This window comes from Mycobacterium sp. DL99 (genome assembly GCF_004762045.1).
Classification (GTDB): domain Bacteria; phylum Actinomycetota; class Actinomycetes; order Mycobacteriales; family Mycobacteriaceae; genus Mycobacterium.
In genome coordinates this window covers 1,216,948-1,240,778 of the sequence record NZ_SJOM01000007.1, presented here as the reverse complement: position 1 = coordinate 1,240,778, position 23,831 = coordinate 1,216,948, and the positions used below count along the sequence as shown (strand labels likewise).

General features: G+C 67.8%; 28 protein-coding genes, 1 pseudogene and 1 riboswitch. Of the genes and pseudogenes, 21 read left to right on the top strand and 8 right to left on the bottom strand.

The annotated features are described in order from the left end of the window. Positions 1-15: 15 nt before the first annotated feature. From EYZ64_RS06270 to EYZ64_RS06235, 8 genes are all read left to right on the top strand, one after another. Positions 16-1,134, top strand: coding sequence for a citrate synthase 2 (locus EYZ64_RS06270; RefSeq protein ID WP_135452698.1), 1,119 nt, complete (start codon positions 16-18; stop codon positions 1,132-1,134). Continuing rightward, entirely contained in the window at positions 1,110-1,745 is a 636-nt protein-coding gene (locus EYZ64_RS06265; RefSeq protein ID WP_502702938.1) for a maleylpyruvate isomerase N-terminal domain-containing protein, read from the top strand. Before EYZ64_RS06270 ends, EYZ64_RS06265 begins: the two co-directional genes overlap by 25 nt. Positions 1,746-1,920: 175 nt before the next feature. Then, the gene (locus EYZ64_RS06260) at positions 1,921-2,373 is read left to right on the top strand and encodes a VOC family protein (protein ID WP_135452697.1); all 453 of its coding nucleotides are present in this window, start codon (positions 1,921-1,923) and stop codon (positions 2,371-2,373) included. Positions 2,374-2,397: 24 nt separating this feature from the next. Next, positions 2,398-2,940, top strand: coding sequence for a GNAT family N-acetyltransferase (locus EYZ64_RS06255; protein WP_135452696.1), 543 nt, complete (start codon positions 2,398-2,400; stop codon positions 2,938-2,940). A gap of 79 nt (positions 2,941-3,019) precedes the next feature. Next, entirely contained in the window at positions 3,020-3,637 is a 618-nt protein-coding gene (locus tag EYZ64_RS06250; protein ID WP_135452695.1) for an ECF transporter S component, read from the top strand. Continuing rightward, positions 3,634-5,118 carry an ABC transporter ATP-binding protein gene (locus tag EYZ64_RS06245; RefSeq protein WP_135452694.1) on the top strand — a complete coding sequence of 495 codons (1,485 nt, stop codon included), beginning with the start codon at positions 3,634-3,636 and terminating at the stop codon, positions 5,116-5,118. Before EYZ64_RS06250 ends, EYZ64_RS06245 begins: the two co-directional genes overlap by 4 nt. Next, positions 5,115-5,858, top strand: coding sequence for an energy-coupling factor transporter transmembrane component T family protein (locus tag EYZ64_RS06240; RefSeq protein ID WP_286174651.1), 744 nt, complete (start codon positions 5,115-5,117; stop codon positions 5,856-5,858). Before EYZ64_RS06245 ends, EYZ64_RS06240 begins: the two co-directional genes overlap by 4 nt. Beyond that, positions 5,845-6,396, top strand: a complete 552-nt coding sequence (locus EYZ64_RS06235; protein WP_135452692.1) for a nucleoside/nucleotide kinase family protein — start codon at positions 5,845-5,847, stop codon at positions 6,394-6,396. Before EYZ64_RS06240 ends, EYZ64_RS06235 begins: the two co-directional genes overlap by 14 nt. Here EYZ64_RS06235 and EYZ64_RS06230 read toward each other — a convergent pair. Both EYZ64_RS06230 and EYZ64_RS06225 read right to left on the bottom strand, forming a co-directional pair. Next, positions 6,393-8,051: a 4Fe-4S binding protein gene (locus EYZ64_RS06230; protein ID WP_135452691.1), complete on the bottom strand. Its 1,659-nt coding sequence runs from the start codon at positions 8,049-8,051 to the stop codon at positions 6,393-6,395. The genes EYZ64_RS06235 and EYZ64_RS06230 overlap by 4 nt on opposite strands. 30 nt (positions 8,052-8,081) lie before the next feature. After that, entirely contained in the window at positions 8,082-9,098 is a 1,017-nt protein-coding gene (locus tag EYZ64_RS06225) for an AurF N-oxygenase family protein (protein ID WP_167857727.1), read from the bottom strand. 197 nt (positions 9,099-9,295) lie between these two features. Here EYZ64_RS06225 and EYZ64_RS06220 point away from each other — a divergent pair, with 197 nt between their 5' ends. The 5 genes from EYZ64_RS06220 (at position 9,296) to EYZ64_RS06200 (ending at position 13,371) form a co-directional block, all read left to right on the top strand. Further along, the gene (locus EYZ64_RS06220) at positions 9,296-9,517 is read left to right on the top strand and encodes a hypothetical protein (protein WP_286174650.1); all 222 of its coding nucleotides are present in this window, start codon (positions 9,296-9,298) and stop codon (positions 9,515-9,517) included. A gap of 22 nt (positions 9,518-9,539) precedes the next feature. Beyond that, complete coding sequence (gene serC, locus EYZ64_RS06215; RefSeq protein ID WP_135452689.1) at positions 9,540-10,646, top strand: phosphoserine transaminase; 1,107 nt, start codon at positions 9,540-9,542, stop codon at positions 10,644-10,646. Positions 10,647-10,749: 103 nt separating this feature from the next. After that, positions 10,750-11,565, top strand: coding sequence for a septation protein SepH (gene sepH, locus EYZ64_RS06210; protein WP_135452688.1), 816 nt, complete (start codon positions 10,750-10,752; stop codon positions 11,563-11,565). A gap of 43 nt (positions 11,566-11,608) precedes the next feature. Next, positions 11,609-12,415 (top strand): TIGR03620 family F420-dependent LLM class oxidoreductase, encoded by an 807-nt coding sequence (locus EYZ64_RS06205; RefSeq protein WP_135452687.1) that lies wholly within the window; start codon positions 11,609-11,611, stop codon positions 12,413-12,415. A 44-nt stretch (positions 12,416-12,459) separates the two neighbouring features. Further along, on the top strand, positions 12,460-13,371 hold the full coding sequence (locus EYZ64_RS06200; RefSeq protein ID WP_135452686.1) for an SAM-dependent methyltransferase: 912 nt from the start codon (positions 12,460-12,462) through the stop codon (positions 13,369-13,371). Between the two features lie 10 nt (positions 13,372-13,381). Here EYZ64_RS06200 and EYZ64_RS06195 read toward each other — a convergent pair whose 3' ends face one another. From EYZ64_RS06195 to EYZ64_RS06185, 3 genes are read right to left on the bottom strand one after another with little or no spacing between them, the layout of a single operon-like run. Then, positions 13,382-13,657, bottom strand: a complete 276-nt coding sequence (locus EYZ64_RS06195; protein WP_135452685.1) for a DUF2537 domain-containing protein — start codon at positions 13,655-13,657, stop codon at positions 13,382-13,384. Between the two features lie 20 nt (positions 13,658-13,677). Continuing rightward, positions 13,678-14,499, bottom strand: coding sequence for a TrmH family RNA methyltransferase (locus EYZ64_RS06190; protein ID WP_135452684.1), 822 nt, complete (start codon positions 14,497-14,499; stop codon positions 13,678-13,680). After that, the gene (locus EYZ64_RS06185) at positions 14,496-14,927 is read right to left on the bottom strand and encodes an Rv0880 family HTH-type transcriptional regulator (RefSeq protein WP_135452683.1); all 432 of its coding nucleotides are present in this window, start codon (positions 14,925-14,927) and stop codon (positions 14,496-14,498) included. The genes EYZ64_RS06190 and EYZ64_RS06185 overlap by 4 nt, the downstream gene beginning before the upstream one ends. Before the next feature lie 85 nt (positions 14,928-15,012). On the opposite strand from EYZ64_RS06185, the gene EYZ64_RS06180 reads away from it, so the two are divergent. After that, entirely contained in the window at positions 15,013-15,276 is a 264-nt protein-coding gene (locus EYZ64_RS06180; RefSeq protein WP_135452682.1) for a DUF2530 domain-containing protein, read from the top strand. A gap of 9 nt (positions 15,277-15,285) precedes the next feature. Beyond that, positions 15,286-15,738: an SRPBCC family protein gene (locus tag EYZ64_RS06175; protein WP_135452681.1), complete on the top strand. Its 453-nt coding sequence runs from the start codon at positions 15,286-15,288 to the stop codon at positions 15,736-15,738. Positions 15,739-15,769: 31 nt separating this feature from the next. Here EYZ64_RS06175 and EYZ64_RS06170 read toward each other — a convergent pair whose 3' ends face one another. Then, positions 15,770-16,570, bottom strand: a complete 801-nt coding sequence (locus EYZ64_RS06170; protein ID WP_210115476.1) for a DUF3027 domain-containing protein — start codon at positions 16,568-16,570, stop codon at positions 15,770-15,772. 141 nt (positions 16,571-16,711) lie between these two features. Between EYZ64_RS06170 and EYZ64_RS06165 the strand changes: the two genes are divergently transcribed. Then, positions 16,712-18,325, top strand: a complete 1,614-nt coding sequence (locus tag EYZ64_RS06165) for an MFS transporter (protein WP_286175260.1) — start codon at positions 16,712-16,714, stop codon at positions 18,323-18,325. Beyond that, positions 18,322-18,834: a DUF2771 domain-containing protein gene (locus EYZ64_RS06160; protein WP_135452679.1), complete on the top strand. Its 513-nt coding sequence runs from the start codon at positions 18,322-18,324 to the stop codon at positions 18,832-18,834. Before EYZ64_RS06165 ends, EYZ64_RS06160 begins: the two co-directional genes overlap by 4 nt. Here the strand turns inward: EYZ64_RS06160 and EYZ64_RS06155 are convergent. After that, positions 18,831-19,847, bottom strand: coding sequence for a glutathione S-transferase family protein (locus EYZ64_RS06155; protein ID WP_135452678.1), 1,017 nt, complete (start codon positions 19,845-19,847; stop codon positions 18,831-18,833). The genes EYZ64_RS06160 and EYZ64_RS06155 overlap by 4 nt on opposite strands. An 85-nt stretch (positions 19,848-19,932) precedes the next feature. Further along, a complete protein-coding gene (locus tag EYZ64_RS06150; protein ID WP_135452677.1) occupies positions 19,933-20,343 on the bottom strand; it encodes a cold-shock protein in 411 nt (136 codons plus the stop codon). Between the two features lie 163 nt (positions 20,344-20,506). On the opposite strand from EYZ64_RS06150, the gene EYZ64_RS06145 reads away from it, so the two are divergent. The 4 genes and pseudogenes from EYZ64_RS06145 to EYZ64_RS06130 all read left to right on the top strand — a co-directional run bounded on the left by EYZ64_RS06145 (position 20,507) and on the right by EYZ64_RS06130 (position 23,497). Continuing rightward, complete coding sequence (locus tag EYZ64_RS06145) at positions 20,507-20,899, top strand: YccF domain-containing protein (protein ID WP_135452676.1); 393 nt, start codon at positions 20,507-20,509, stop codon at positions 20,897-20,899. Beyond that, positions 20,896-21,984 carry a GTP 3',8-cyclase MoaA gene (moaA, locus tag EYZ64_RS06140; protein WP_135452675.1) on the top strand — a complete coding sequence of 363 codons (1,089 nt, stop codon included), beginning with the start codon at positions 20,896-20,898 and terminating at the stop codon, positions 21,982-21,984. Before EYZ64_RS06145 ends, moaA begins: the two co-directional genes overlap by 4 nt. After that, positions 21,985-22,248 carry a MoaD/ThiS family protein gene (locus tag EYZ64_RS06135; RefSeq protein ID WP_135452674.1) on the top strand — a complete coding sequence of 88 codons (264 nt, stop codon included), beginning with the start codon at positions 21,985-21,987 and terminating at the stop codon, positions 22,246-22,248. Positions 22,249-22,495: 247 nt separating this feature from the next. Beyond that, a riboswitch (cyclic di-AMP (ydaO/yuaA leader) is annotated at positions 22,496-22,680 on the top strand. Between the two features lie 8 nt (positions 22,681-22,688). Continuing rightward, positions 22,689-23,497, top strand: a pseudogene (locus EYZ64_RS06130) (transglycosylase family protein). The last annotated feature ends 334 nt before the right edge of the window (positions 23,498-23,831 follow it).

The window sequence follows — 23,831 nt, the reverse complement described above, 5'->3', positions numbered from 1 at the left end:
TGCAAGAATCTGGCCATGCCAGCTGTACCGGAAGACTTCGTTGCCGGCCTCGAAGGCGTCGTCGCCTTCACCACCGAAATCGCCGAACCGGACAAGGACGGCGGCGCGCTGCGCTACCGGGGCGTGAACATCGAGGAACTGGTGACCCGCCGGGTCACCTTCGGGGATGTCTGGGGACTTCTGGTCGACGGCAGCTTCGGCACGGGCCTGCCCCCGGCCGAGCCGTTCCCGCTGCCCATCCACAGTGGCGACGTGCGGGTCGACGTCCAGGCCGGGCTGGCCATGCTGGCACCGATCTGGGGCTACGCGCCGCTGCTGGACATCGACGACACCACCGCGCGTGACCAGTTGGCCCGGGCCTCGGTGATGGCACTGTCCTACGTCGCCCAATCCGCCCGCGGCATCTACCGGCCCGCCGTGTCCCAGCGCACGATCGACGAATGCGACACGGTCACAGCGCGTTTCATGACGCGCTGGCAGGGCGACCCCGACCCGAAGCACGTCGAGGCGATCGACGCCTACTGGGTGACCGCCGCCGAGCACGGGATGAACGCGTCGACGTTCACCGCCCGGGTGATCGCCTCCACCGGCGCCGACGTCGCGGCCTCTCTGTCGGGTGCGGTGGGCGCGATGAGCGGACCGCTGCACGGCGGTGCCCCGGCCCGGGTTCTCCCGATGATCGAAGAAGTCGAGAAGACCGGTGACGCCCGCGCGGTGGTCAAGGGCATCCTGGATCGCGGCGACAAGCTCATGGGCTTCGGGCACCGTGTGTACCGCGCCGAGGATCCGCGGGCGCGGGTGCTGCGGGCCACCGCCAAACGCCTTGAGGCACCCCGCTACGAGGTGGCCGCCGCATTGGAGCAGGCCGCACTGGCCGAGCTTCGTGAGCGCCGCCCGGACCGGGCCATCGAGACGAACGTCGAGTTCTGGGCCGCGGTGATCCTGGACTTCGCCCAGGTGCCCGCCTCGATGATGCCCGCGATGTTCACCTGCGGGCGGACCGCCGGATGGTGCGCGCACATCCTGGAACAGAAACGGCTCGGCAAACTCGTGCGTCCGGCCGCCATCTACATCGGCCCCGAACCGCGCAGCGTGGAGACGGTCGCCGGATGGGACAAGATCGCCACGACATGACCGGCGCCCGCGACGTATTCGCCTCGGCAGCACATGCTTTCGCCCGATTGGTGCAGGTGCTGCCAACGGACTCGTTCGCTCGCCCCGGCCTGGGCGAGTGGGATCTGCGCGCCCTGGTGGGCCACACCTCGCGCTCACTGATCACCGTCAGCACGTATCTGCAGACCCCTGCGTCGACGGCCGATCTGGCCGGTCCGGTGGAGTACTACGCGGCCATGCGCGGATTCATGTCCGACGCCGGCGCCGAAGCCATCATCGAGCGCGGCCGTCAGGCCGGGCACGACCTGGGCTCCGATCCCGCCGCGGCGGTGGACGCGCTGGCGAGCCGCGCCCTCGACGACATCGACGAGGCGGGCGATCCGTTGATCACCGTCATCGGCGGGTTCGGCATCCGGTTGAGCGGCTACCTGCCGACCCGCATCTTCGAGCTCGCTGTGCACAGCCTCGACATCGCCCGGGCCACAGGCCTTTCGGCGGACCTGCCGGCGGAGGTACTGGAGGCGGCCAGTGTGCTCGCCACGCAGATCGCGGTGGCGGCAGGCGAGGGCGAGACCGTGCTGATGGCGCTGACCGGACGCGCTGAGCTGCCGCGGACGTTCTCCGTCACCTGACTCGGCCCGCCGAAATCACGGTTTCTGACGAGATCAGGGCCATTTCCGTCACCGAGCGTAGGTTCGCGGTTCGTGCGCATGTCAGACCCCGGTGGTTGCATGGGACTTGTCCGGCGATGAGATCCGCCCGCCGCGCGGGTCTGCATTGAATCCGCTCACTATTCAGGAGAAGAACATGGCGATCGAAGTAACTCCCGCAGTCATTCCGCACCTGGTTGTCGACGACGCCGCAGCAGCAATCGATTTCTACGTCAAGGCGTTCGGCGCCACCGAGCTGGGCCGGGTGCCGGGGCCCGACGGCAAGCTGGTTCACGCCGCACTCACCATCAACGGGTCCACGGTCATGCTCAATGACGACTTTCCCGAGTACAACGACGGCAAGCCGTCGACACCCAAGGCCCTGGGCGGCAGCCCCGTGACGATTCACCTCACCGTGACCGACGTCGAGGCAATGTTCGCCAAGGCGGTCGACGCCGGCGCGGAGGTCGTCATGCCGCTGGAAGACCAGTTCTGGGGTGACCGCTACGGCGTCGTGCGCGATCCGTTCGGCCAGCTGTGGTCACTCGGTCAGCCGGTCCGCGAGGTCAGCCCCGAGGAGATCGCACAGGCCATGCAGTCGGGGCAGTAGCCCGCGGGGTGGCATCCTGAGCCAGTGATCGACGTTCTGATCGCGGAGCCCGGAGAACTGGGCCGCGACGTCCTGAGTTCGGCCGAGATGTTGGTCCGCTCGGCATTCGGTGACGGCTTCCGCCCGCATGACTGGCTGCATGGTGTCGACGGCGTGCATGTGTTGATCACCGAGGATCGCGAATTGCTGGCCCACTCGGCGGTGGTGACCCGCACGCTGCGCCACGCGGACGACACCTTCGACACCGGTTACGTCGAAGGTGTCGCCGTGCGCGGCGACCAGCAGGGGCGCGGTTTGGGCCGCCTGCTGATGGATCAGACAGAGGCCATCATCCGCACGCGACACGACCTCGGTGTACTCAACGCCATGGAGGACGCCGCCGGGTTCTATGCCGGCCGCGGCTGGCAACTGTGGGACGGCCCGACCCAGGCGGACACCCCCGATGGGGTGATCGACACCTCCGATCCAACCGACCTGATCTTCCTGTTCGCGACGGACAGCACGGCTCTCGGTTTCACGACGTCAGTGCCCCTGATCTGCGATTGGCGCGTCGGCGACCTCTGGTGACCGACGACACTGTGGCGTCATCCGGTCGGGTTCGCGCAGTCCATACTGGTCTCCTCGCGATACGCCACGAAGGAGCCCGATGAACACCCAGCCCACCGACGTCACGCCGGCCGCCCAGGCGCTGCGCTGGCGGGTCGTGGACATCGTCGTCGCCAGCGTCCTCGCGACGGCGGCCGGACTGGTGTTCGTCGTGTGGAACATCGCCTCCAACCCGATCAGCGCGCCGCTGACGGCGCTGCTTCCCGGCCTACAGGCATTGCTCGCCGGGGGCTGGCTGTTCGCCGGGGTGCTCACCGCCCTGGTGATCCGTAAACCGGGCGCTGCCCTGTACGGCGAGCTCGTCGCCGCCACGGTGTCGGCGTTGGTCGGCAACCAGTGGGGTGTACTCACCCTCGAATCCGGCCTGGTACAGGGCCTCGGCGCGGAACTGGTCTTCGCGGTGTTCCTGTACCGCCGTTGGGGATTGCCCGTCGCGCTGCTCGCCGGTGCCGTCGCCGGATTGGCCCTGGCCGTCAACGACCTCATCCTGTGGTACCCCGGTTCGGCGAACACCTTCGCGGCGATCTACACCGTCTCGGCGGTCGTCTCCGGTGCCCTCGTCGCCGGCCTGCTGTCCTGGTACGCGGTCAGGGGTCTGGCGAAGACCGGGGCGTTGAGCCGATTCGCCGCGGGCCGGATCGGCCCCCACGCTCGATGAGCCCACCGCACGGCGCCGGAACCACCGTCACGGCGCACAGCTGGGGTTGGTGCCATGCCGGACGCGCCAGCTGGGCCGTGCGGGACCTCGATCTGCGGATCGAACCCGGCGAGCGGGTACTGCTGCTCGGGCCGTCCGGGGCCGGGAAATCGACTCTGCTGCACGGCATTGCCGGCCTGCTCGGCGGAGCCGAGGAAGGTCACCAGACCGGCGAACTACTGGTCGACGGTGGCCCGCCAGGTGAGCAGCGCCACCGGATCGGGATGGTGCTGCAGGATCCCGACTCCCAGGTGATCCTGTCCCGGGTCGGCGACGACGTCGCCTTCGGCATGGAGAACTTCGGCGTGGAACGGGAACAGATCTGGCCCCGCGTCCGAGCCGCGCTCGATGCTGTCGGGCTGAATCTCGGCCTGTCCCAATCCACTTCGGAGCTGTCCGGCGGGCAGAAGCAGCGTCTGGCGCTGGCCGGGGTGATCGCCATGGATCCCGGTCTCATCCTGCTCGACGAACCCACGGCCAACCTCGACCCCGCCGGTGTCATCGAAGTGCGCGACGCCGTTGCCGAATCGGTTGCGCGCACCGGTGCGACGCTCATCGTCATCGAGCACCGCACCGAGGTGTGGCTGCCGGTCATCGACCGGGTCATCGTGCTCGGCGCCGACGGTGGGGTGATCGCCGACGGAACACCGGATCAGACCATCCGGCGCCACCACGACTATCTGGTGGGATCCGGGGTCTGGGTACCTGACACACCACTGCCCGAGATCACCCGCCACCGGTCTCCCGCGGCCGAATCATTGCTGCACGCAGTAGATCTCGCGCTGGCGCATCCTGGTGATCCCCCGATGCACGTCGGGTTGAATTTCGAGATCACACCCGGCCAGACCACGGTGATCACCGGCCCGAACGGGGCAGGCAAGTCGACGCTGGCGCTCACCATCGGCGGGTTGTTGCCCGTGCCCGGCGGCCACCTCGAGGCGCACGCCGACTTCGCCCCCTCCCCGTCGCGCCGCAAGCCGGTCAAGTGGCGGTCGAAAGAACTGCTCACCCGGATCGGCAGCGTGTTCCAGGATCCCGAGCACCAGTTCCTCACCGGCACGGTGCGCGACGAACTCGCGTTGGGCCCCAAGGCGATCAAGCTCGGCACCGCCGAGATCACCACCCGCACCGACGAGCTACTCGAACGGCTGCACCTGACCCACCTCGCCGCGGTGAACCCCTACACCCTCTCCGGAGGAGAGAAGCGCCGACTGTCGGTGGCCACGATGCTGGCCACCGCGCCCAGGGTGATCATCCTCGATGAGCCGACCTTCGGGCAGGACCGCCGCACCTGGGAGGAATTGACCCGGCTACTGGCCGAGATCGCCGATGCCGGAACGGCCGTCGTCGCGGCCACCCACGATCTCGACTTCGCCGCCCTGCTCGCCGATGCCCGCATCGAACTGCCGGACTGGGAGCCCACCGGGGAGGCGACGTCGTGATCAATCCGGTCGCGCGACTGCTCACTGCCCTGATCATCGCGGCCGCCCTGGTGCTTTCGGTGGACTGGGTTTCGGCCCTGACCGCACTCGTCGGTGAGATCGTGCTGTTCGCCGCGGTCGGGGTGCGGCTCCGCGCGGCGCTGACCCGCGGCGCCGTGGTCCTCGTCGCGGCCACCCTCACCGCCATCACCATCCTGCTCTACGGGCAGACCGGCGGAACCGTCTACTGGCATTTCTTCCTGGTCACGATCAGTGACGGGTCCATCGCCCTCGCGGTGGCAACGTTTCTTCGCGTGCTGGCGATCGCACTGCCGTCGGTCATCCTGTTCATCGACGTCGAATCGACCGAGCTGGCCGACGGTTTGGGGCAGGTGCTGCGGCTCCCGGCCCGGTTCGTGCTCGGTGCGCTGGCCGGCCTGCGCATGGTCGGGTTACTCGGGCAGGACTGGCAGTACCTCGGTTACGCCCGGCGCGCCCGCGGCGTGGCCGACCACGCCCGGGTACGGCGGATAGCGGGGCAGGCTTTCGCCCTGCTGGTGTTCGCCGTGCGGCGCGGATCGAAGCTTGCCACCGCGATGGAGGCGCGCGGGTTCGGTGCCTACCCGCAGCGGACCTGGGCGCGCCCGTCACCCTTCGCGGCACGCGAATTCGCCCTGATCGCAGCGGGATTCGTGATCGCGGGGGTCGCGATCACGGTGTCGGTGGCGTGCGGGACGTGGAACTTCATTGGCACTCGATGACATCCTGCGCCGCCTCGGTGCGGCCGCGACGACGGTCCTGATCGACGGGCGTTCCGGGTCGGGCAAGTCGACGCTGGCCGTCGAGCTGCACGACGACTGGGCCGGCAGCATCGTCGTCCGGCTCGACGATATCTACCCGGGCTGGGACGGACTGCTGTGGGCCGCAGAGCATTTACGACGATCGCTGCTCGAGCCGCGGGCCGCCGGGCACACCGGGCGCTGGAGGCATTGGGATTGGGTGACGGGCGCGCCCAGCGACTGGCACTCCGTCGAGCCGGGGCAACGCCTCATCGTCGAGGGCATCGGTGCGCTCACCCCGGAGACCCGGGCGTGCGCCGACCTGGGCATCTGGGTCGACGCCGACGATGCCGAGCGCAAGCGCCGGGCACTGGAGCGCGACGGCGATACCTACCGTCCGCACTGGGACCGGTGGGCCGCCCAGGAGGACGAGTTCATCACCCGGTTTCAGCCGAGAGCGTGCGCCGACCTGATCGCGGTGCCCACCGCACGTGGATTCGAATTCACCGCGCCGGACTAGCGCAGGCCCGACAGAACCTTCTGCCGCACCGTCGGTTTCGGCGCAGTCGCGGCGACCGCGACCATCTCGTCGACCGAGGTGAACTTGTCCCGCGGCCGGTCCTCGCCGCCCCGGGCGATCTCCGCGGCGTCGATCGCCTGCCACCCGGCGGCATCCACCATGGCGGGCTGACGCGTCCGCACCAGCTTCTCCAAGGCGGCCGACTTGTGCACCGGATCGGTCAGCGCACCGGCGTTGTAATCGTCGACGAGCCGGTGCACGGTCTGCGCCGCACACGACTTATTGGTGCCGATGAAGCCGGTGGGCCCGCGCTTGATCCAGCCGGCGACATAAGCGCCGGACGCGTCCCGGACGCGTCCGCCGTCGTTGGGCACGACGGCAGCGTCGTCGTCGAACGGGAGATCGGCAATAGCCTTGCCGCGGTAACCGATTGAGGTCAGCACCAGCCCGGTATCGAACGTGCGCACCTCTTCGGTGCCGGTGACACCGAATTCGATACCGCTCACCCGGTCCTCGCCGAGCACCCGCTGCGGGGTGAGGCGGTAGGCCAGCCGGATCCGCGGCCGGGTCTGCGGTGCGGAGGCATTGCCCAGCTTGGCCAGGATCTCCAGCTTGTTGCGCGTCAACGGATCGGTCTCACGAGCCAGGTCCGCCACCACCAGCTGGTGATCGGCCTCATCGAGAACGACGTCGCAGCTGGCGGTCAGACCGATCAGCTCGGGAAGCGTGAAGGCCGACTCCGCGGGGCCACGGCGGGCCGCGATCACCACCTCGGAAACCTTCGAGGTGCGCAGGGCCGCCAGCGCGTGATCGGAGATATCGGTACGGGCCAACAAATCCGGATCCGTGGTGAGGATCCGGGCCACGTCGAATGCGACGTTGCCGTTGCCCACGATGACCACCCGCTCATGGCTGAGGTCCACGGGCAGGCCGGTGAACTCGGGGTGCCCGTTGATCCAGGCCACCATCTCGGTGGCGGTCCCGGTGCCGGGCAGGCCCATGCCGTCGATCTCGAGGCGACGATCGTTGGGCGCACCCACCGCGTACAGCACGGCGTGGTGATGCTCCAACAAGTCGGCATGCGACAGGTGCTTGCCCACCTCGACGTTGAGGAAGAACTTGAATCCCGGCTGCCTGCCGATGACGTCGAACAGCCGCGTCACCTGCTTGGTGCTCTGATGGTCCGGCGCGACGCCGGCCCGTACCAGCCCGTAGGGCGTCGGCAGCTTCTCGAAGACATTGACCCGCACGCCCCGCTGCGTCAGCAGCTCGTCGGCCGCGTACATGGCCGCCGGACCGGAGCCCACAATCGCCACCGTCAACGGCCCACCGGAATGAGCGGTCACTCTCGGCGCCGCGATCACCGGCGCCAGCTTGGATGTCGGCGGCAACTTGCCTTGGCGCTTCGGGTAGAAGGCCGCGTTGAGCTCGATGAACGGCAGCTGCTTCTCGGTCAGCCGGGTATCGGCCGCGATCGCGCCGACCGGGCACGCACTCACGCACGCGCCGCAGTCCACACAGGCCTCGGGATCGATGTAGAGCATCTCGGCCGTGGCGAAGCCCGGCTCATCCGGTGACGGATGGATGCAGTTCACCGGACACGCGTAGACACAGGACCCGTCGCTACAACACGACTGGGTGATCACATGGGGCATAAAAAACCTTAGAACCCTCCGGGGCGAGCTTTAGGCGACCGAGACCAGGTGCTCGCGCTGTGGCTCGCTACGGTAGCGGCTCGGTGGCCCGTCGATCTTGCAGATCCGCCACATCAGCTTGGCGATCGGGTTCATCAGGCCGGTGTCGTGGCACAGCATGCGGACATCGCCGAACATATCCCGCAGCATCTTGCGCGACTCGGGGGCCCGGAAGAACAACTCCTTGCGCACCGAGCGCGGGATGTCGAATTCCTTCCAGAACGCGCGCGGCGGCACGATGATCGCCGAGCACAGGATGCGCATGGTCAGCGGCACGAACAGCGACAGGATCCAACGCTGCCGGCGGCGCAGGTTCGGCACCCGCTTGTGCAGGTACTGGTGCGCGAACGAGATGTGCCGAGCCTCCTCGGCGACGTGGATGGCCATGACCCGTTCCATGATCGGGTGCAGGGCCTTGCCCTCGCGCAGCACGTTCTTCTGCGTGTGGTCGATGGGCTCCTCACCGGCGAGGACGCCGAAGAAGAACGGGATCGGCAGCGGGCCTGCGGCCAGCGGGATGAGCGGCTGCACCCACTTGAGCAGCCGCGGCATGCCCGGTACATCCATGCCGATCCGGTTCACCATCTCCTGGAACATCAGGGTGTGGTTGCACTCCTCAACGGATTCGTGCAGGCAGTACCGGTACTCCGGCGAACCGTTGGGCACCCAGAACGAGTACTCCATCAGGCCACGGATGAGGATGTTCTCGAAGTGCAGGCCGACCTTGGCGACGTTGGCCTGGCGCCACATGCCGATCTGGATCTGCCGATCGACCGGCTGAGCCTGGTACCACGCGTGACCACCCATCGGGTCGGTGTCCGGCAGGATCCAGCGCGGATCGTTCGGGATCACCGCAAACTCCGGCGAATCCCACTCGATGTCCTTGTACGGATTGAAGTTGCGCCGCACCGAGCCCTCGGACAGCGTGGCGAGCATGTCGACGTACTGGGTGTCGTCGCTGACGTCCATGTTCTTGCGCCAACGCCTGACCATCTTGGTCCGTGCCATGTTGCAGACCTCTCTATACTCGTCTGAGGTTTACATCTACCCACTTGTTGTCCAAACGGTACCGCAGGTATCGAGTAAAAGTCCATGCCTGATTAGATGAGTTTGCCGACAAGTAGCCACCCGTGGCCGATGTGAAATCGAAACAGCAGGTAGAAGCGATGCCGGCGGCGGGCGCAGTAGTCGCCGAAACATTGCGAATGATCACCGAACCGGCCGTTGCCGGGCACACCACGGCCGATTTGGACCGGATCGCCGCCGAAATCCTGGCCGCATACGGCGCCGCGTCGCCGACCGCACCACCGGCTACGTCCACGACCCCGAACGGCTGGACGCTGCGAAGCGCCACCGGCGCCCGCGCCGCGCACAGTGAACACACCGTGGCCGTCACCGCCGACGGTGCCCGAATTTTGACGCTGTAACGGCCGACTTTAGGCTGGTCTCATGGCTGAACTGATCATCCCCGCCGACATCAAGCCCCGCGACGGCCGTTTCGGATGTGGCCCCTCCAAGGTCCGTCCCGAGCAACTGACCGCGCTGGCCGCTTCCGGGGATCTGTTCGGCACGTCCCATCGACAGGCGCCGATCAAGAATCTGGTGGGCCGGGTCCGCGACGGATTGCGGGAACTCTTCTCGGTTCCCGACGGCTACGAGGTGATCCTCGGCAACGGCGGTTCGACCGCATTCTGGGACGCCGCGGCCTTCGGCCTGATCGACAAGCGCTCGCTGCACCTGACCTATGGCGAGTTCAGTGCCAAGTTCGCCTCGTGCGTGGCCAAGAACCCCTTCATCGGCGACCCGATCATCGTCAAGACCGATCCCGGCACCGCGCCGCAGCCGCAATCCGACCCGTCGGTGGACGCCGTGGCCTGGGCCCACAACGAGACCTCGACCGGCGTCTCGATGCCGGTGCAGCGTCCGGCCGGTGATGCGCTGGTGCTGATCGACGCCACCTCGGCCGCCGGCGGCCTGCCCGTCGACATCGCCGACACCGACGCGTATTACTTTGCGCCGCAGAAGAACTTCGCCGGTGACGGTGGCCTGTGGCTGGCCATCGTCAGCCCCGCGGCACTGGCCCGCATCGAAGCGATCGGCGCATCAGGCCGCTGGGTGCCCGACTTCCTGTCGCTGCCCATCGCCGTGGAGAACAGCCTCAAGAACCAGACCTACAACACCCCGGCCATCGCCACGCTGATCCTGCTCGCCGAGCAGATCGACTGGCTCAACGGCAACGGCGGGCTGGACTGGGCCGTCAAGCGCACCGCGGATTCCTCGCAGCGCCTGTACTCGTGGGCCGAGGCAGCAAGCTTCGCCACGCCGTTCGTCACCGATCCGGCTCTGCGCTCGCAGGTGGTCGGCACGATCGACTTCATCGATTCGGTGGACGCCGCGGCGGTCGCCAAGGTGCTGCGGGCCAACGGGATCGTGGACACCGAGCCGTACCGCAAGCTGGGCCGTAATCAGTTGCGGATCGGCATGTTCCCGGCCGTGGAGCCCGATGACGTGAGCGCCCTGACCAGCTGCGTCGATTGGGTCGTCGAGAACCTCTGAGCGAACCTCTCCGTACGAACGCAGTCACTCCCTTTCCCGCCAGCGTGTCAGCCGGGTAACGGGCCGATAACGCAGTAGGGTTCGCGAAGGAGGTCAGGTCGGTATGCGAGAACTCAGAGTCGTTGGATTGAACGTAGACGGCAGACGCATCATCTGTGAATCCGACGACTCCGCCAAGGACATGTTCAGCTTGCGTGTCGACGACCGGCTCCGCGCTGCGATGCGCGGTGACAAGGTCACCTCGAATCAGCCCGAGATCGATGTAGAGGTGCAGAACGTGCTGCGACCCAAGGAGATTCAGGCGAGGATACGCGCCGGGGCGTCGGTCGAGCAGTTGGCCGAGGCAGCCGGGGTGCCTGTCGAGCGGGTCGAGCGGTTCGCTCATCCGGTGTTGCTGGAGCGTGCCCGCGCGGCCGAACTGGCCACCGCGGCACATCCGGTCCTGGCCGACGGACCCGCAGTGCTGACACTGCTGGAGATCGTCACGACGGCCCTGGTGGGCCGCGGACTCAACCCCGAATCCATCTCCTGGGACGCCTGGCGCAACGAGGACAGCCGCTGGACCGTGCAGCTGGCCTGGAAGGCCGGCCGGTCGGACAACGTCGCGCATTTCCGGTACACACCCGGAGCCCACGGCGGCACCGTCTCCGCATCGGACGATGCGGCCCGCCAGCTGATCAACCCCGATTTCGGCCGTCCGCTGCGCCCGGTCGCCGCGGTGCCCCACCTTTTCGATCACCACGAGACCCACGAGGTTGCCGAGACGCCGGCCGCGGCGCCCGAGCAGTTCAGCCGACCGGCCGAGCCCATTCCCGCACCTGCTCCCCCGGCGCCCAAGCGCAGCCGCAAGGCGCGTGCCACGGTTCCGGCCTGGGAGGACGTGCTGCTGGGCGTGCGGTCGTCGGGGACCCAGCCCTGATCGCTTGACCTGAAGCGTTCTTGAGGTCATAGCGTCGGCACGCATGACCTCCCTTGGCCCGATCGGGCTCGCCTGCAGCAATCCGTTCACGGACGATGCGGCGGTGGTGGCCGACGAGGCGCGCCATGCCGAGGATCTCGGGTTCTCCACGTTGTGGCGCTCAGGCAACCTTCCGATGCTCGCCGCAGCGGTTCGCGCGACGACCTCGATCCCCGTCGCCACCGGGATCATTCCGGTGGTGCGGGTGCCGGCCGCCGAGGTCATCGCCACCTACACCGAACTTCGGCGCGAGCACCCCGACCGGTTCCTCGTCGGCCTCGGCGGTGCGCACGGCCCTCGGCCGATGGCCACCCTCAACGCCTACTTGGACGAGCTCGACGCCGCGGACATCACCGCGGACCGGCGGGTGCTGGCCGCACTCGGCCCGAACATGCTGGCCCTGGCACGGGAACGGGCCGGCGGCGCATATCCCTATCTGGTGACGCCGTCGTATGTGACGGCCGCGCGGTCGGCACTGGGACCGGACAGGATGCTGACGGTCCTCCTGATGGTCATGCCCGTCACCGACCGCGAAACAGCGCGCCGCGCCGCCGCCGAGCCGCTGCGTTTCCTGACGTCGCAGGGCGGCTACCGCCGCAACCTGATCCGGCAGGGCTTCACCGCGACCGATATCGACACGGTCAGCGACCGCCTGCTCGACGGAATCGCCGCCTGGGGTTCTCCCGAAGTCGTCGCCGGCCGCATCGCCGAGTACCGGGAAGCCGGCGCCGATCAGGTGGTCCTGCGCATTCTGGGCGTCGACGACATCGCGGTGTGGCGCACGCGACTCGCCCACACCCTCCTAAGTTAGTTATAGTGTCTAATAACTAGCTTTGCTATACATCTGGAGGGGTCATGCCGCGCACCGAGAACGACACCTGGGATCTGGCCACCGGCGTCGGCGCCACCGCCACCGGCGTGGCCGCATCCCGAGCACTGGCCTCCAGCGTCCCCGACCCGCTGATCTCCGACCCGTACGCCCGGCCTCTGGTCGACGCCGTCGGAGTGGACTACTACGTGCGTCTGGCCCAGGGCGACCTGGTTGTCGACGGCGCCGCCGAGCCGCTCGATCCGCACGTGATCGCCGACGGCATGGCCATCCGGACCCGCTACTTCGACGACTTCTTCCTGAGCGCCGTCGGGGCGGGTATCCGTCAGGCGGTCATCCTGGCCTCCGGACTGGACGCCCGCGCCTACCGGTTGCCCTGGCCGGCCGGGATGACGGTGTTCGAACTGGACCAGCCGGCCGTCATCGAGTTCAAGGGCCGTGCACTTGCCGGCCTGGGCGCCGCCCCGGCCGCCGAACTGCACGCCATCGGTATCGACCTACGCCAGGACTGGCCCGCCGCTCTGCGCGCCCGCGGCTTCGACCCACAGGCTCCGACCGCGTGGATCGCCGAGGGACTGCTCGGGTACCTGCCGCCCGACGCCCAGGACCGGCTGTTCGACAACATCACCGCGCTCAGCGCACCGGGCAGCCGCATCGCCACCGACTGGATAAGCAAGCACTCCGAGCTGTCCGAGAGCCGGATACGGACACTGACCGACCACCAACGCGAGCAGGGCCTGGAGCTGGACGACCTGTCGGAGCTGATCTTCGCGGGCGACCGCAACGCCGTCTCGGACTACCTGATCGCAACCGGCTGGCAACCCGAAACCACCACGGCGGAACGGATGTTCGCGGTCCACGGCAGGAAATTTCGCCGCGACGAGGCCGTCGCCGGGCTGCTCGACGCCAACTTCACCGCGGCAGAACTGGTGGCCTGAGCGGTCCGGATCAGCTCTGGGTCAACGCGATCGCCAGGAGCGCGAGCCAGCCGCACGCCACACCGATGCCCGAACCCAGCACGAACCAGCGCCACACCGGCCGGTGCCGCCAGCCCCACACGGTGGGGGCCAGCCCGCCGACGGCCACCATGTTCAACCCGATCGCCAGCAGGGGGTGCACGCGCAACAGCCCCACCCCGAGCACCACAATCGCCGCGCCCAGCACCGCGGCCACGAATCCGGCCACCGTCAGGCCGGTACCCCACGGCGTGGAATCGTCGGTCACGGAGTCAATCTAACGCGATCTCAGCTCCCGAGCCGGGCGCGTTCGTAGAACGCGAGCGCTGCGGCGGTGGCGACGTTGAGCGAATCGGTGCCGCGCGACATCGGAATGCGCACCCGCACGTCGCTGGCCCGCATCGTGTGCTCGGTCAGCCCCGGACCCTCCGCGCCGACCAGGACCGCCACCCGGTCCCCGTCGAGCTGCGCCATCGCCTCGGACAGTGTCGCGGCAGCCGGGTCGGGCGTCATGGCCATGAGTCGAAAGCCATTGTCCCGCAAGAGCTCCAGATCACCGGGCCAGGAAGCCGCCCGGGCGAACGGAACCAGCAGGGCATGCCCCATCGACACCCGCACGGCCCGCCGGTACAGCGGATCGGCACATCCCGCGCCGAACACCACCGCATCGACGGCGAGCCCGGCGGCATTACGGAAGATCGACCCGAGATTCTCGTGGTCGTTGACGCCTTCGAGCACCGCCACGGTGCGCGCCCCGGAAATCACCTCGGCCACAGACAACTCGGGCGCCCGCGACGCCGAGGCCAGCACGCCACGGTTGAGGTGGAAACCGACCACGGCCGCCATGACGTCCGCACTGGTCCGGTAGAACGGCACATCCACGCCGTCGAGCTCGGCGGCCAGTTCGGCCAGACGCCGGTCGGTACCCAGCAGCGCGCGGGGGACGAACCGAGAGGCAAGCAGGCGCTGCGCCACCAGCACACCCTCGGCGATCACCAGACCCTTGCCACTGGGCAGATCGGGCCGGCGGTCCACGCTGTTGAGATCGCGGAAATCGTCCAACCGGGTATCGGCCGGATCCTCGATATCGATTACCTGCAGCAGACTCACGCGCCTTCGAGAACTATCGCCGACATCAGATCGGTCGCGTCGACCAGAGTCTGGCGGTCATCCGGATCCAGCCGCGACAGCTGAGCCTTGAGCCACTCCTGGCTGGCCTTGCGCTCGGCCTCGACAAGGGTCATCCCGGCCGGCGAGGCGGACACCACGATCTGACGTCCGTCCACCGGATGGGCGGCACGGGCCACCAGACCCTGCTCGGCCAGTGACGCGATCACCCGGGTCATCGACGGAGGGCGCACGCGTTCACGCAACGCCAAGGCGCCCGGCGTCATCGCGCCTTCCTTGGCCAAGGTGGCCAGCGCCGAGAACTGGGTCAGCGAAACCGGGGATTCCGCACGCCGCGTACGTAATTGACGCGCGAGACGAACTACCGCCAGAGCGAGATCATTCGCGAGCCGTGCCTCCGGATCTTTCACATCGGAAATAGTACTGAGCTTGAGGGAGAAAAGGGCTAGAACCAAGACCAATGAATCCCCACCCCATCGGATACGTTGGTCACCGATGACCGAGGACGCCAACGACGCACCGGAGCCGCAGCCGCCGGCCCTGCCCGCCGCGCTACTGGAACCGTGGCCCGTGATCGTGGTGATCGCCACGGGATGGCTGATCGCCACCGTCGTGGCCTTCACGGTCAGCGGTCTGCAACACTGGCGGCCGTTCACGCTCGCCGGACTGGCGATCGGCGTTCTCGGCACGACCATCTTTCTGATCCAGCGCCGTGCCGTGCGCCGCGGATCCCGCGGTGCGCAAAGCGGATTGACCTGAGGAGACACCATGGCCGCACCACTTCTGCAAGCCAGCATCGACATCGACGCACCCGTCGACAAGGTGTGGGGGCTGATCTCGGACCTGACCCGGATGCCGCAGTGGAGCCCGCAATGCCGGTTGATGAAGCCCCTCGGCCCGCTGCGCCCCGGAACCCGCACGTTCAATCTCAACCGGCGCAAGTTCGTGTTCTGGCCCACCACGTCACGCATCACCGAAGTGGTCGACAACAAGCGGCTCGCGTTCCTGGTGGAGGGCAACAACACCATCTGGAGCTATGAACTGGAACCGACCGACGCCGGCACCCGGGTGACCGAATCCCGGCACGCCGAGAACGGCACCACGGCCGTGTCCAACGCTCTGGTCGGCGCGTTGTTCGGCGGAGTTCCGAGCTTCGAGGACGAACTGGTCGACGGGATGAAGGCCTCGCTGGCGCGGATCAAGGCCGCCGCCGAGAACTGAGCCCGCCTCAGTACCGGATTCTGAGCAGAGCTCACTCGACCACGTCGAGCACACCGTCGTCGTACGGCTCGAACATCGGCGACCCGGTGCCGGGCGGTTGCGGGGTGTCCGAATGGGCCCCGCAGCCGTACTCGGCCTCCACCACATGACCGTCGGCCGACAGGTCATTGGCGCACACACCGAACATCAGCCCCAGCGCGCCGCCGAGCGGCAGATAGAAACCACAGTCGCGACAGACCCGGCGCGTCGAGCGGGCCATCGCCGAACCCGGCCCGTAATCGCCGTCGTGCCACCGCTGCGCCGCCTGTCCCCGGCCCCACTCACTGAGCACCTGACGCCGGCCGAGGCCGAGCTCGAGGTCGAGAGGGACGTCGTCGATCAGCGGATCCCCGGTGGCCACGTATCCCGGAACCAGACGCGGATCATTCGGAGGCGGGGCCAGCAGGTCGCCCGGCCCGAGATCACCCGGACGGATCCGGTCCTGCCACGGCACCCAGTGCGGCGCCAGCAGCGCCGTCGGGCCCGGAATCAGCACCAACTCGCTGATCGTCGTGTGATCGGCGCCCGGGTAGGCCGCCACCACGACAGCCCACTGCCACCCGCGGTAACCGGGCAGGTCAGCCAGGAATCGGTGCGTGGCCGACGCGGCATCTTCGATGCTCACACCGAGGTATTCGCCCACGGCGCTCTCGTCGCTGAACTCGATCAGCGCCGCGCGAGCTTGCTCGGCGGCACCCGAAAGCAAGGCCTCCTGTTCCGGCGACGGTGCCGCCGAGCCGGTTTCCCGGTCGGATTCATAGGCCTGCTCAGCTGGTTCGGTCACGCTTTCCATCGCCTCCATAGTGCCTGATCGGGGCAACCATGGGCCACACCGGTCGCCTGTCGGCCCCCTGCGCGCCGGATAAGAGAGAATCGGGGGGTGACCTACTACCCGCCGCGGCCACCGGCCGATCCCGGCGCGGAACATCCCGGAATGGCCAACTACCCCAGCGATGAGACGCCGCGCCGGCCACGCAGGCAATCGGTGCCCAGCTCCAACCGCTGGCTGCCGCCGCTCGATGAGCAGCACACCGCGGCGCACCCCAGGCAGGACGACCCGCAACCCTCCCGCGGGGTCGGGTCAGCCGCCGGTGAGAAGGTCACCGTCACCCGGGCCGCCGCGGCACGCAGCCGCGAAATGGGCACGCGGATGTACGGTTTCGTGCACCGCGCCGCCACCGCCGACGGCGCCGACAAGTCCGGGTTGACCGCACTGACCTGGCCGGTGGTGGCGAACTTCGCCGTCGACGCCGCGATGGCCGTCGCACTGGCCAACACGCTGTTCTTCGCCGCGGCCAGCGGTGAGTCCAAGAGCAAGGTCGCGCTCTACCTGCTGATCACCATCGCCCCGTTCGCGGTGATCGCCCCGCTGATCGGGCCCGCACTCGATCGCCTGCAGCACGGCCGCCGGATGGCGCTGGCCGCGTCGTTCGCATTGCGCACCGGATTGATCGTGGTGCTGATCGCCAACTACGACGGCGCCACCGGAAGCTATCCGTCCTGGGTGCTCTACCCGTGCGCGCTCGGAATGATGGTGCTGTCCAAATCCTTCTCGGTACTGCGCAGCGCGGTCACCCCGCGCGTGCTGCCCCCGTCGATCGACCTGGTCCGGGTGAACTCCCGATTGACCACCTTCGGCTTGCTCGGCGGCACCATCGTCGGCGGCGGCATCGCCGCAGGCGCCGAGTACCTGTTCAACGTCGCGCAGCTGCCCGGGGCGTTGTACGTGGTGGTCGCGGTCAGCGTCGCCGGCGCGGTGCTGTCCATGCGGATCCCGAAATGGGTCGAGGTCACCGAGGGCGAGGTGCCCACGACGCTGAGTTACCACGGTCAATCGGGCGGCGGAACCGGCGAGATGCGCCGCCACCCGGGCAAGCCGAAGGCCGAACGTCAGCCGTTGGGCCGCAACACCATCACCGCATTGTGGGGCAACTGCACCATCAAGGTGATGGTCGGATTCCTGTTCCTCTACCCCGCATTCGTCGCCAAATCCCACGACGCCAGCGGCTGGGAACAGCTGCTGATCCTCGGACTGATCGGAGCCGCGGCCGGGATCGGCAACTTCGGCGGCAACATCGCCGCCGCGCGGCTCAAACTCGGCCACCCCGCACAACTCGTGGTGCGGGCCGCCATCGCCGTCACCGTCGTCGCCCTGGTGACCGCATTGACCGGAAACCTCTTGGTGGCTGCCGGGGCGACACTCGTCACCTCGGCGGCCAGCGCCATCGCCAAGGCCTCACTGGACGCGTCCCTGCAGGACGACCTGCCCGAGGCCTCTCGGGCCTCGGCATTCGGCCGGTCGGAATCAGCGCTACAGCTAGCCTGGGTGGCCGGCGGCGCCACCGGGGTCCTGATCTATACAGACCTCACAGTCGGGTTCACTACGATCACGGCCGTGCTGATACTGGGCCTGGCGCAGACCATCGTGAGCTACCGCGGCGAATCACTGATTCCCGGCCTGGGCGGTAACCGCCCGGTCCACGCCGCACGAGAAGGCGGCAACCGTCCCGCCGAAGCCCCGACGACAGCACAGTGGGAGTCCCGATGAAACGCGCTCTGGCAGTCCTGGCGGCCGTGGTCGTGCTGGCGATCGCCGGCACCACGGTCGGGGTCTGGCGGCTGCACAGTTCACACGGCGACCGGCTGCCGGAGATCAGTGCGTACTCGCACGGACACTCGGTGCGGGTCGGGCCGTTCCAGTACTGCGAGGTGCTCAACCTCGACGACTGCGAGGAATCGCGCGAAACCGGCGAGCTGCGCGTCACCGAGGAGAATCCGGTCCAGCTCTCGGTACCCAGCTCGGTCGCCCGGGCCCCGTGGCGGCTGCTGCGCGTGTACGAGAACCCGGTCGACACGACGGTCACGTACTACGCACCCAAGACGACGCTGGCCGTCACCATCCCCACGGTCGATCCCAACCGGGGCCGGCTCACCGGCCTGGCGGTCCAGATGCTGATCCTGGTCCAGGATCAGGACGGCGCGGAGTTCGCGCTGCCGCACGCCGAGTGGTCGGTCAGCACGGTCTGGCCGGACCGCGACGGGGCGGACGCGCGCTAACCCGCTGAGTGCCCGGCCGGTACCCGCTCGCCCTCAGGCGTCGGCCCCGGCGGAGTGCCGTCGCCGAAAGGCCTGCCGCCCAAGGATTCCCGGCCATGAGGCGTGAGCCAGTTGGTCAGGTCCGGGCCCTTGGGGACGATCTGCGTCGGATTGATGTCCGAATGCACGATGTAGTAGTGCTGCTTGATCTGGACGAAGTCGATGGTGTCACCGAAGCCCGGTGTCTGGAAGAGATCCCGCGCGTACGCCCACAGCACGTCCATCTCGGCGAGCTTGGACCGGTTGCACTTGAAATGGCCGTGATAGACCGGGTCGAACCGGGCCAGCGTGGTGAACAGTCTGACGTCGGCCTCGGTGATGGTGTCCCCCACCAGATAACGCTGGGTACTCAGCCGGTCGGTCAGCCAGTCCAACGCCGTGAACAGCCGGTCGTAGGCGGCCTCGTAGGCCTGTTGTGAACCGGCGAACCCACACCGGTACACGCCGTTGTTGACCTCGGTGTAGATCCGCTTGGCCACCGTATCGATCTCCTCGCGCAACGGCTCGGGATACAGCTGTGGGGCTCCCTCGCGGTGATACGCAGTCCACTCGGTGGAGAAGTCCAGCGTCATCTGGGCGAAGTCGTTGGTCACCACCGCGCCCGTGGCGACCTCGACGATCGCGGGCACGGTGATGCCCTTCGGGTACTCGGGGTCACGCTTGAAGTACGCGTCCTGCAGCCGTGGGATCTTGAGCACCGGGTCGAGCCCGCCGGGGTCGAGGTCGAACGTCCAGCTGCGCGCATCGTGCGTGGGGCCGCAAAAGCCAATGGACAGAACACTTTCCAGGCCCAGCAGGCGTCGCACGATGATCGTGCGGTTGGCCCAGGGGCAGGCCCGCGCGACGATCAGCCGATAACGGCCCGGCTCGACCGGGTAACCGTCACGACCATCGCGCGTGATCCGGGTGGTGATGTAGTTCGTGTCGCGGTTGAACTCACCGCTGCCGGTCGCGACGTAAGAGCCCTGGGTCATAGCCCCAGTCTCCACGTCGAGAGCCGGCCTGCACGCGAGAAATCAGCGGATCCTCGAACACAAGCCGACGTTCGGCGCGCGAGTACTAGGCGTCGAGCTCCTGCGCGACGGCCTTGACCACCTCGGACACCCGGCGCGCGACCTTACGGTCGGGGTAGCGCCCCTTGCGCAGCTCGGGCTGCACGATGTCCTCGAGGAGCGTGATCATGTCCGAAACCATGCCGTGCAGCTCATCGGGAGTGTGCTTGTGCTCGGGACGCTCGGCCTCGCGGCGGGTCCGGCTCAGGCTCGGCGGCGGGTCGATGAGCTTGACGCTCAACGCCTGCGGGCCACGGCGGCCGGCGGCCACGCCGAACTCGACGCGTTGACCGGCCTTGAGGCCTTCGACACCCGCGGGCAACGCCGAGGACCGCACATAGACGTCCTCACCGTCCTCCTGGGACACAAAGCCGAAGCCCTTTTCGGCGTCGTACCACTTCACCTTGCCGGTCGGCACTGCTACTCACCCGCTCGTCTTGTCATAACTACGTACACACATAAAGTTCGCGTCCCGTCAGCGCCGGGACGCGATGGAGAGATCTTACTCGGCCCTGGCTGGGTGCTTCACCCCTATTACTCGGTAGGCTTGCAAGCACCTCTGGAAGAGAGATGCGCCGGTAATGCGAGTGATACTGAACATCATCTGGTTGATCTTCGGCGGCCTGTGGTTGGCGCTGGGATACCTGCTGGCAGCGCTCATCTGTTTCGTCCTGATCATCACGATCCCGTTCGGGTTCGCCTCGCTTCGTATCGCCTCCTACGCCCTGTGGCCGTTCGGCCGCACGATCGTGGACAAGCCCGGTACCAGGCCCGGCGCCCTGGTCGGCAACATCATCTGGATCGTCTTGTTCGGCTGGTGGCTGGCGTTGGGCCACCTGGTGAGCGCGGTGGCCATGGCGGTCACCATCATCGGAATCCCGTTGGCGCTGGCCGATCTCAAGATGATCCCGGTCTCGCTGGTTCCCTTGGGCAAGGAGATCGTCCCGGTCGACTCGCTGAAGGCCGCGGCATGACGCTGACTCCACTCGGGTTGCCCACGGTGCATCGATCCGGCGGACCGGCCATCGGCGCATCGCTCGATCCGGCCCCGACAAGTGGCCCGCTGATCGACACCTACGGCCGCGTCGCCACCGACCTTCGGGTGTCACTGACCGACAAGTGCAATCTGCGATGTACCTACTGCATGCCCGCCGAGGGTCTGGACTGGCTGCCCGGCGAGGCGCTGCTGAGCGCCGACGAACTGAGCCGTTTGTTGCGCATCGCCGTCACCCGGCTCGGCATCACCAGCGTGCGGTTCACCGGCGGCGAGCCGTTGGTCACGCGCCACCTAGAGGATGTGGTGGCCGCCGCAGCGGCACTGCACCCGCGCCCGGAGATCACCCTGACCACCAACGGCATCGGGCTGGCCCGGCGTGCCGCGGGACTCAAACAGGCCGGGCTGGACCGGATCAACGTGTCACTGGACAGCGTCGACGCCACCCACTTCGCCCGGATCACGCGCCGGGACCGGCTGGCCGACGTGCTCGACGGCCTGGCGGCCGCCAAGGCGGCCGGGCTGGAGCCGGTGAAGGTCAACGCGGTGCTCGACCCGGTTTCGGGTCTTGACGACGTGGTGGACCTGTTGGGCTACTGCCTGGATCACGGATACCAGCTGCGGATCATCGAGCAGATGCCGCTGGACGCCGGACACACCTGGCAGCGCGGCACGGTGATCGACGCCGAGGCCATCCTGGGCACCCTGGGCCGCCATTTCGACCTGCGGCCCGATCCGAGACCCCGCGGCTCGGCGCCGGCCGAGCTCTGGCAGGTCGGCGCGAGCGCTGATCATCCAGCGGGCACCGTCGGAGTGATCGCCTCGGTGTCCCACGCGTTCTGTTCAGACTGCGACCGCAGCAGGCTGACGGCCGACGGCCAGATCCGCAGCTGCCTGTTCTCCACCGAGGAGAGCGACCTGCGCACGCTGCTGCGCGGCGGCGCCGACGACGCCGCCATCGAAGCGGTCTGGCGGACGGCGATGTGGGCAAAGCCCGCGGGACACGGGATCAACGACCCGGATTTCGTGCAGCCCGTACGGCCGATGAGCGCGATCGGCGGCTAGATGACGGAGCACACCGTGGCCGTGACGGTCCGTTATTTCGCCGCTGCCGCCGCCGCGGCCGGAGTTGATACGGAAACGTTAGATTTGGCAAAAGATTCCACGATCGCGACGCTCGTCGAGCACCTCAGCGGTCGCGACGCGGAGCTTGCGCGCGTACTAAAGCGCTGCTCATACCTGTCGGACGGGATGGCCGTCCGCGACATGGACAAGCCGGTATCAACGCCTCAGACCATCGATGTGTTACCCCCCTTCGCCGGCGGCTAACGTGATTTGCATCACATAACGAAATGGTCACGAGCTGGCTACGGCACGGTGGAGCGCCACGCCCACCTGCGAAAACGCAAAAATAACCTGCGCCTTTAAACAACTTTTAGAGTTTGCCCAGAGCCAAAACGCCCGAGGCCGCTAAAGGTGACGGGATAGCGGGCAGCAGTTACCGTTCATTCCCAAGTCAACCGACCCTAATCAGTTGACCCACCCCCATACCGACGCGCCGAGCTCCATCCATCGGGCAGGGGTTACGACGAACAACAAGGATGGAGGCGGGGGACCCAACCGGTCCACCGATTTATTTCAGGACCAGGAGCCGCTTGCGGCCCCTTGGGGTGAAGCCGTCAGAGTTTCGACGACGACGGCCGGGTGACCTCTCATACCCGAACCCGACAGCTGACCTCGTGGGCGCATACGAGAGGACCTTCACGCTTATGAGTGGACGGCATCGCAAGCCCGCTTCCTCGTCTTCAGCAAAGAATGTCGCCAAGATCGCCTTCACCGGAGCTGTGCTCGGTGGTAGCGGCCTCGCACTGGCCGGACAGGCCATGGCCGCCACCGACGGCGAGTGGGACCAGGTAGCCCGCTGCGAGTCCGGCGGCAACTGGGCGATCAACACCGGCAACGGCTACCACGGTGGCCTCCAGTTCTCCCCCAGCACGTGGTCCTCCCACGGCGGCGGCGAGTACGCACCCAACGCCTTCCTGGCCACCAAGGAACAGCAGATCGCCGTCGCCGAGCGCGTTCTGGCCAGCCAGGGCAAGGGCGCCTGGCCCACCTGCGGCCGTGGCCTCTCGGGCGCCAGCCCGCGCAACGTGGTCGCCGAGCCCGCTCGGTCCTGCCCCCGGCTCCCGCTCCGGCACCTGCCGCGCCCGCGGTCGCCGCACCGGATCCGCTGGCCCCGCTCAACAACGTCGACGTGGCCAACCAGGTGGTCACCAACGGTGCGCCCGCCGAGGGTGTCCCGCACCTGGCCAGCCCGCAGAACCTACCGCCGGGCACCACCACCGACAGCCCGTCGCAGATCCCGGGCCAGGGCCCGAACGCGACCTACCTGCGGGAGATCTGGCACGCGATCCAGACCCAGGACATCAGCGGTAAGGATGCCCTGCTGGCGCTGACCCAGCGTCCGCTGTCCACCCCGGATTCCCCGGGTGGTCAGGCTCCGAACCTTCCGGTCGCACCGATGGACCCGGCCGCTCCGGCTCCCGCCGACGCCGCCGTTCCTGTCCCATCCGCCTGACTCTGACTCTGACTCAGCCGCGAACCGTGCCGTTAGTGCCGCGGTTCGCGGCTGCTGTCTGTCGCCGGTCGGCGGTCATGAGTCACATCCGCCTCAGCGGTACCGGCTGAAGAATGCCTAGCCGATCTGCCCGCCTGTTAGCGACTTTTCAGCGACAATCGCCACTTCCGCACCAGCGACCTCGGTAGTCACGCTGAGACTGATCACATGTGACACTTCCGGGCTCTGGGGTCTCAACAGCCGCATCAGTCCAGTGCCCGGCTGTCAGCGACTCTGTCGCTCATAGCCGGGCAACCGAAATTGTGTTGCAGATGAGGCTGAAACAGCCTGAAGT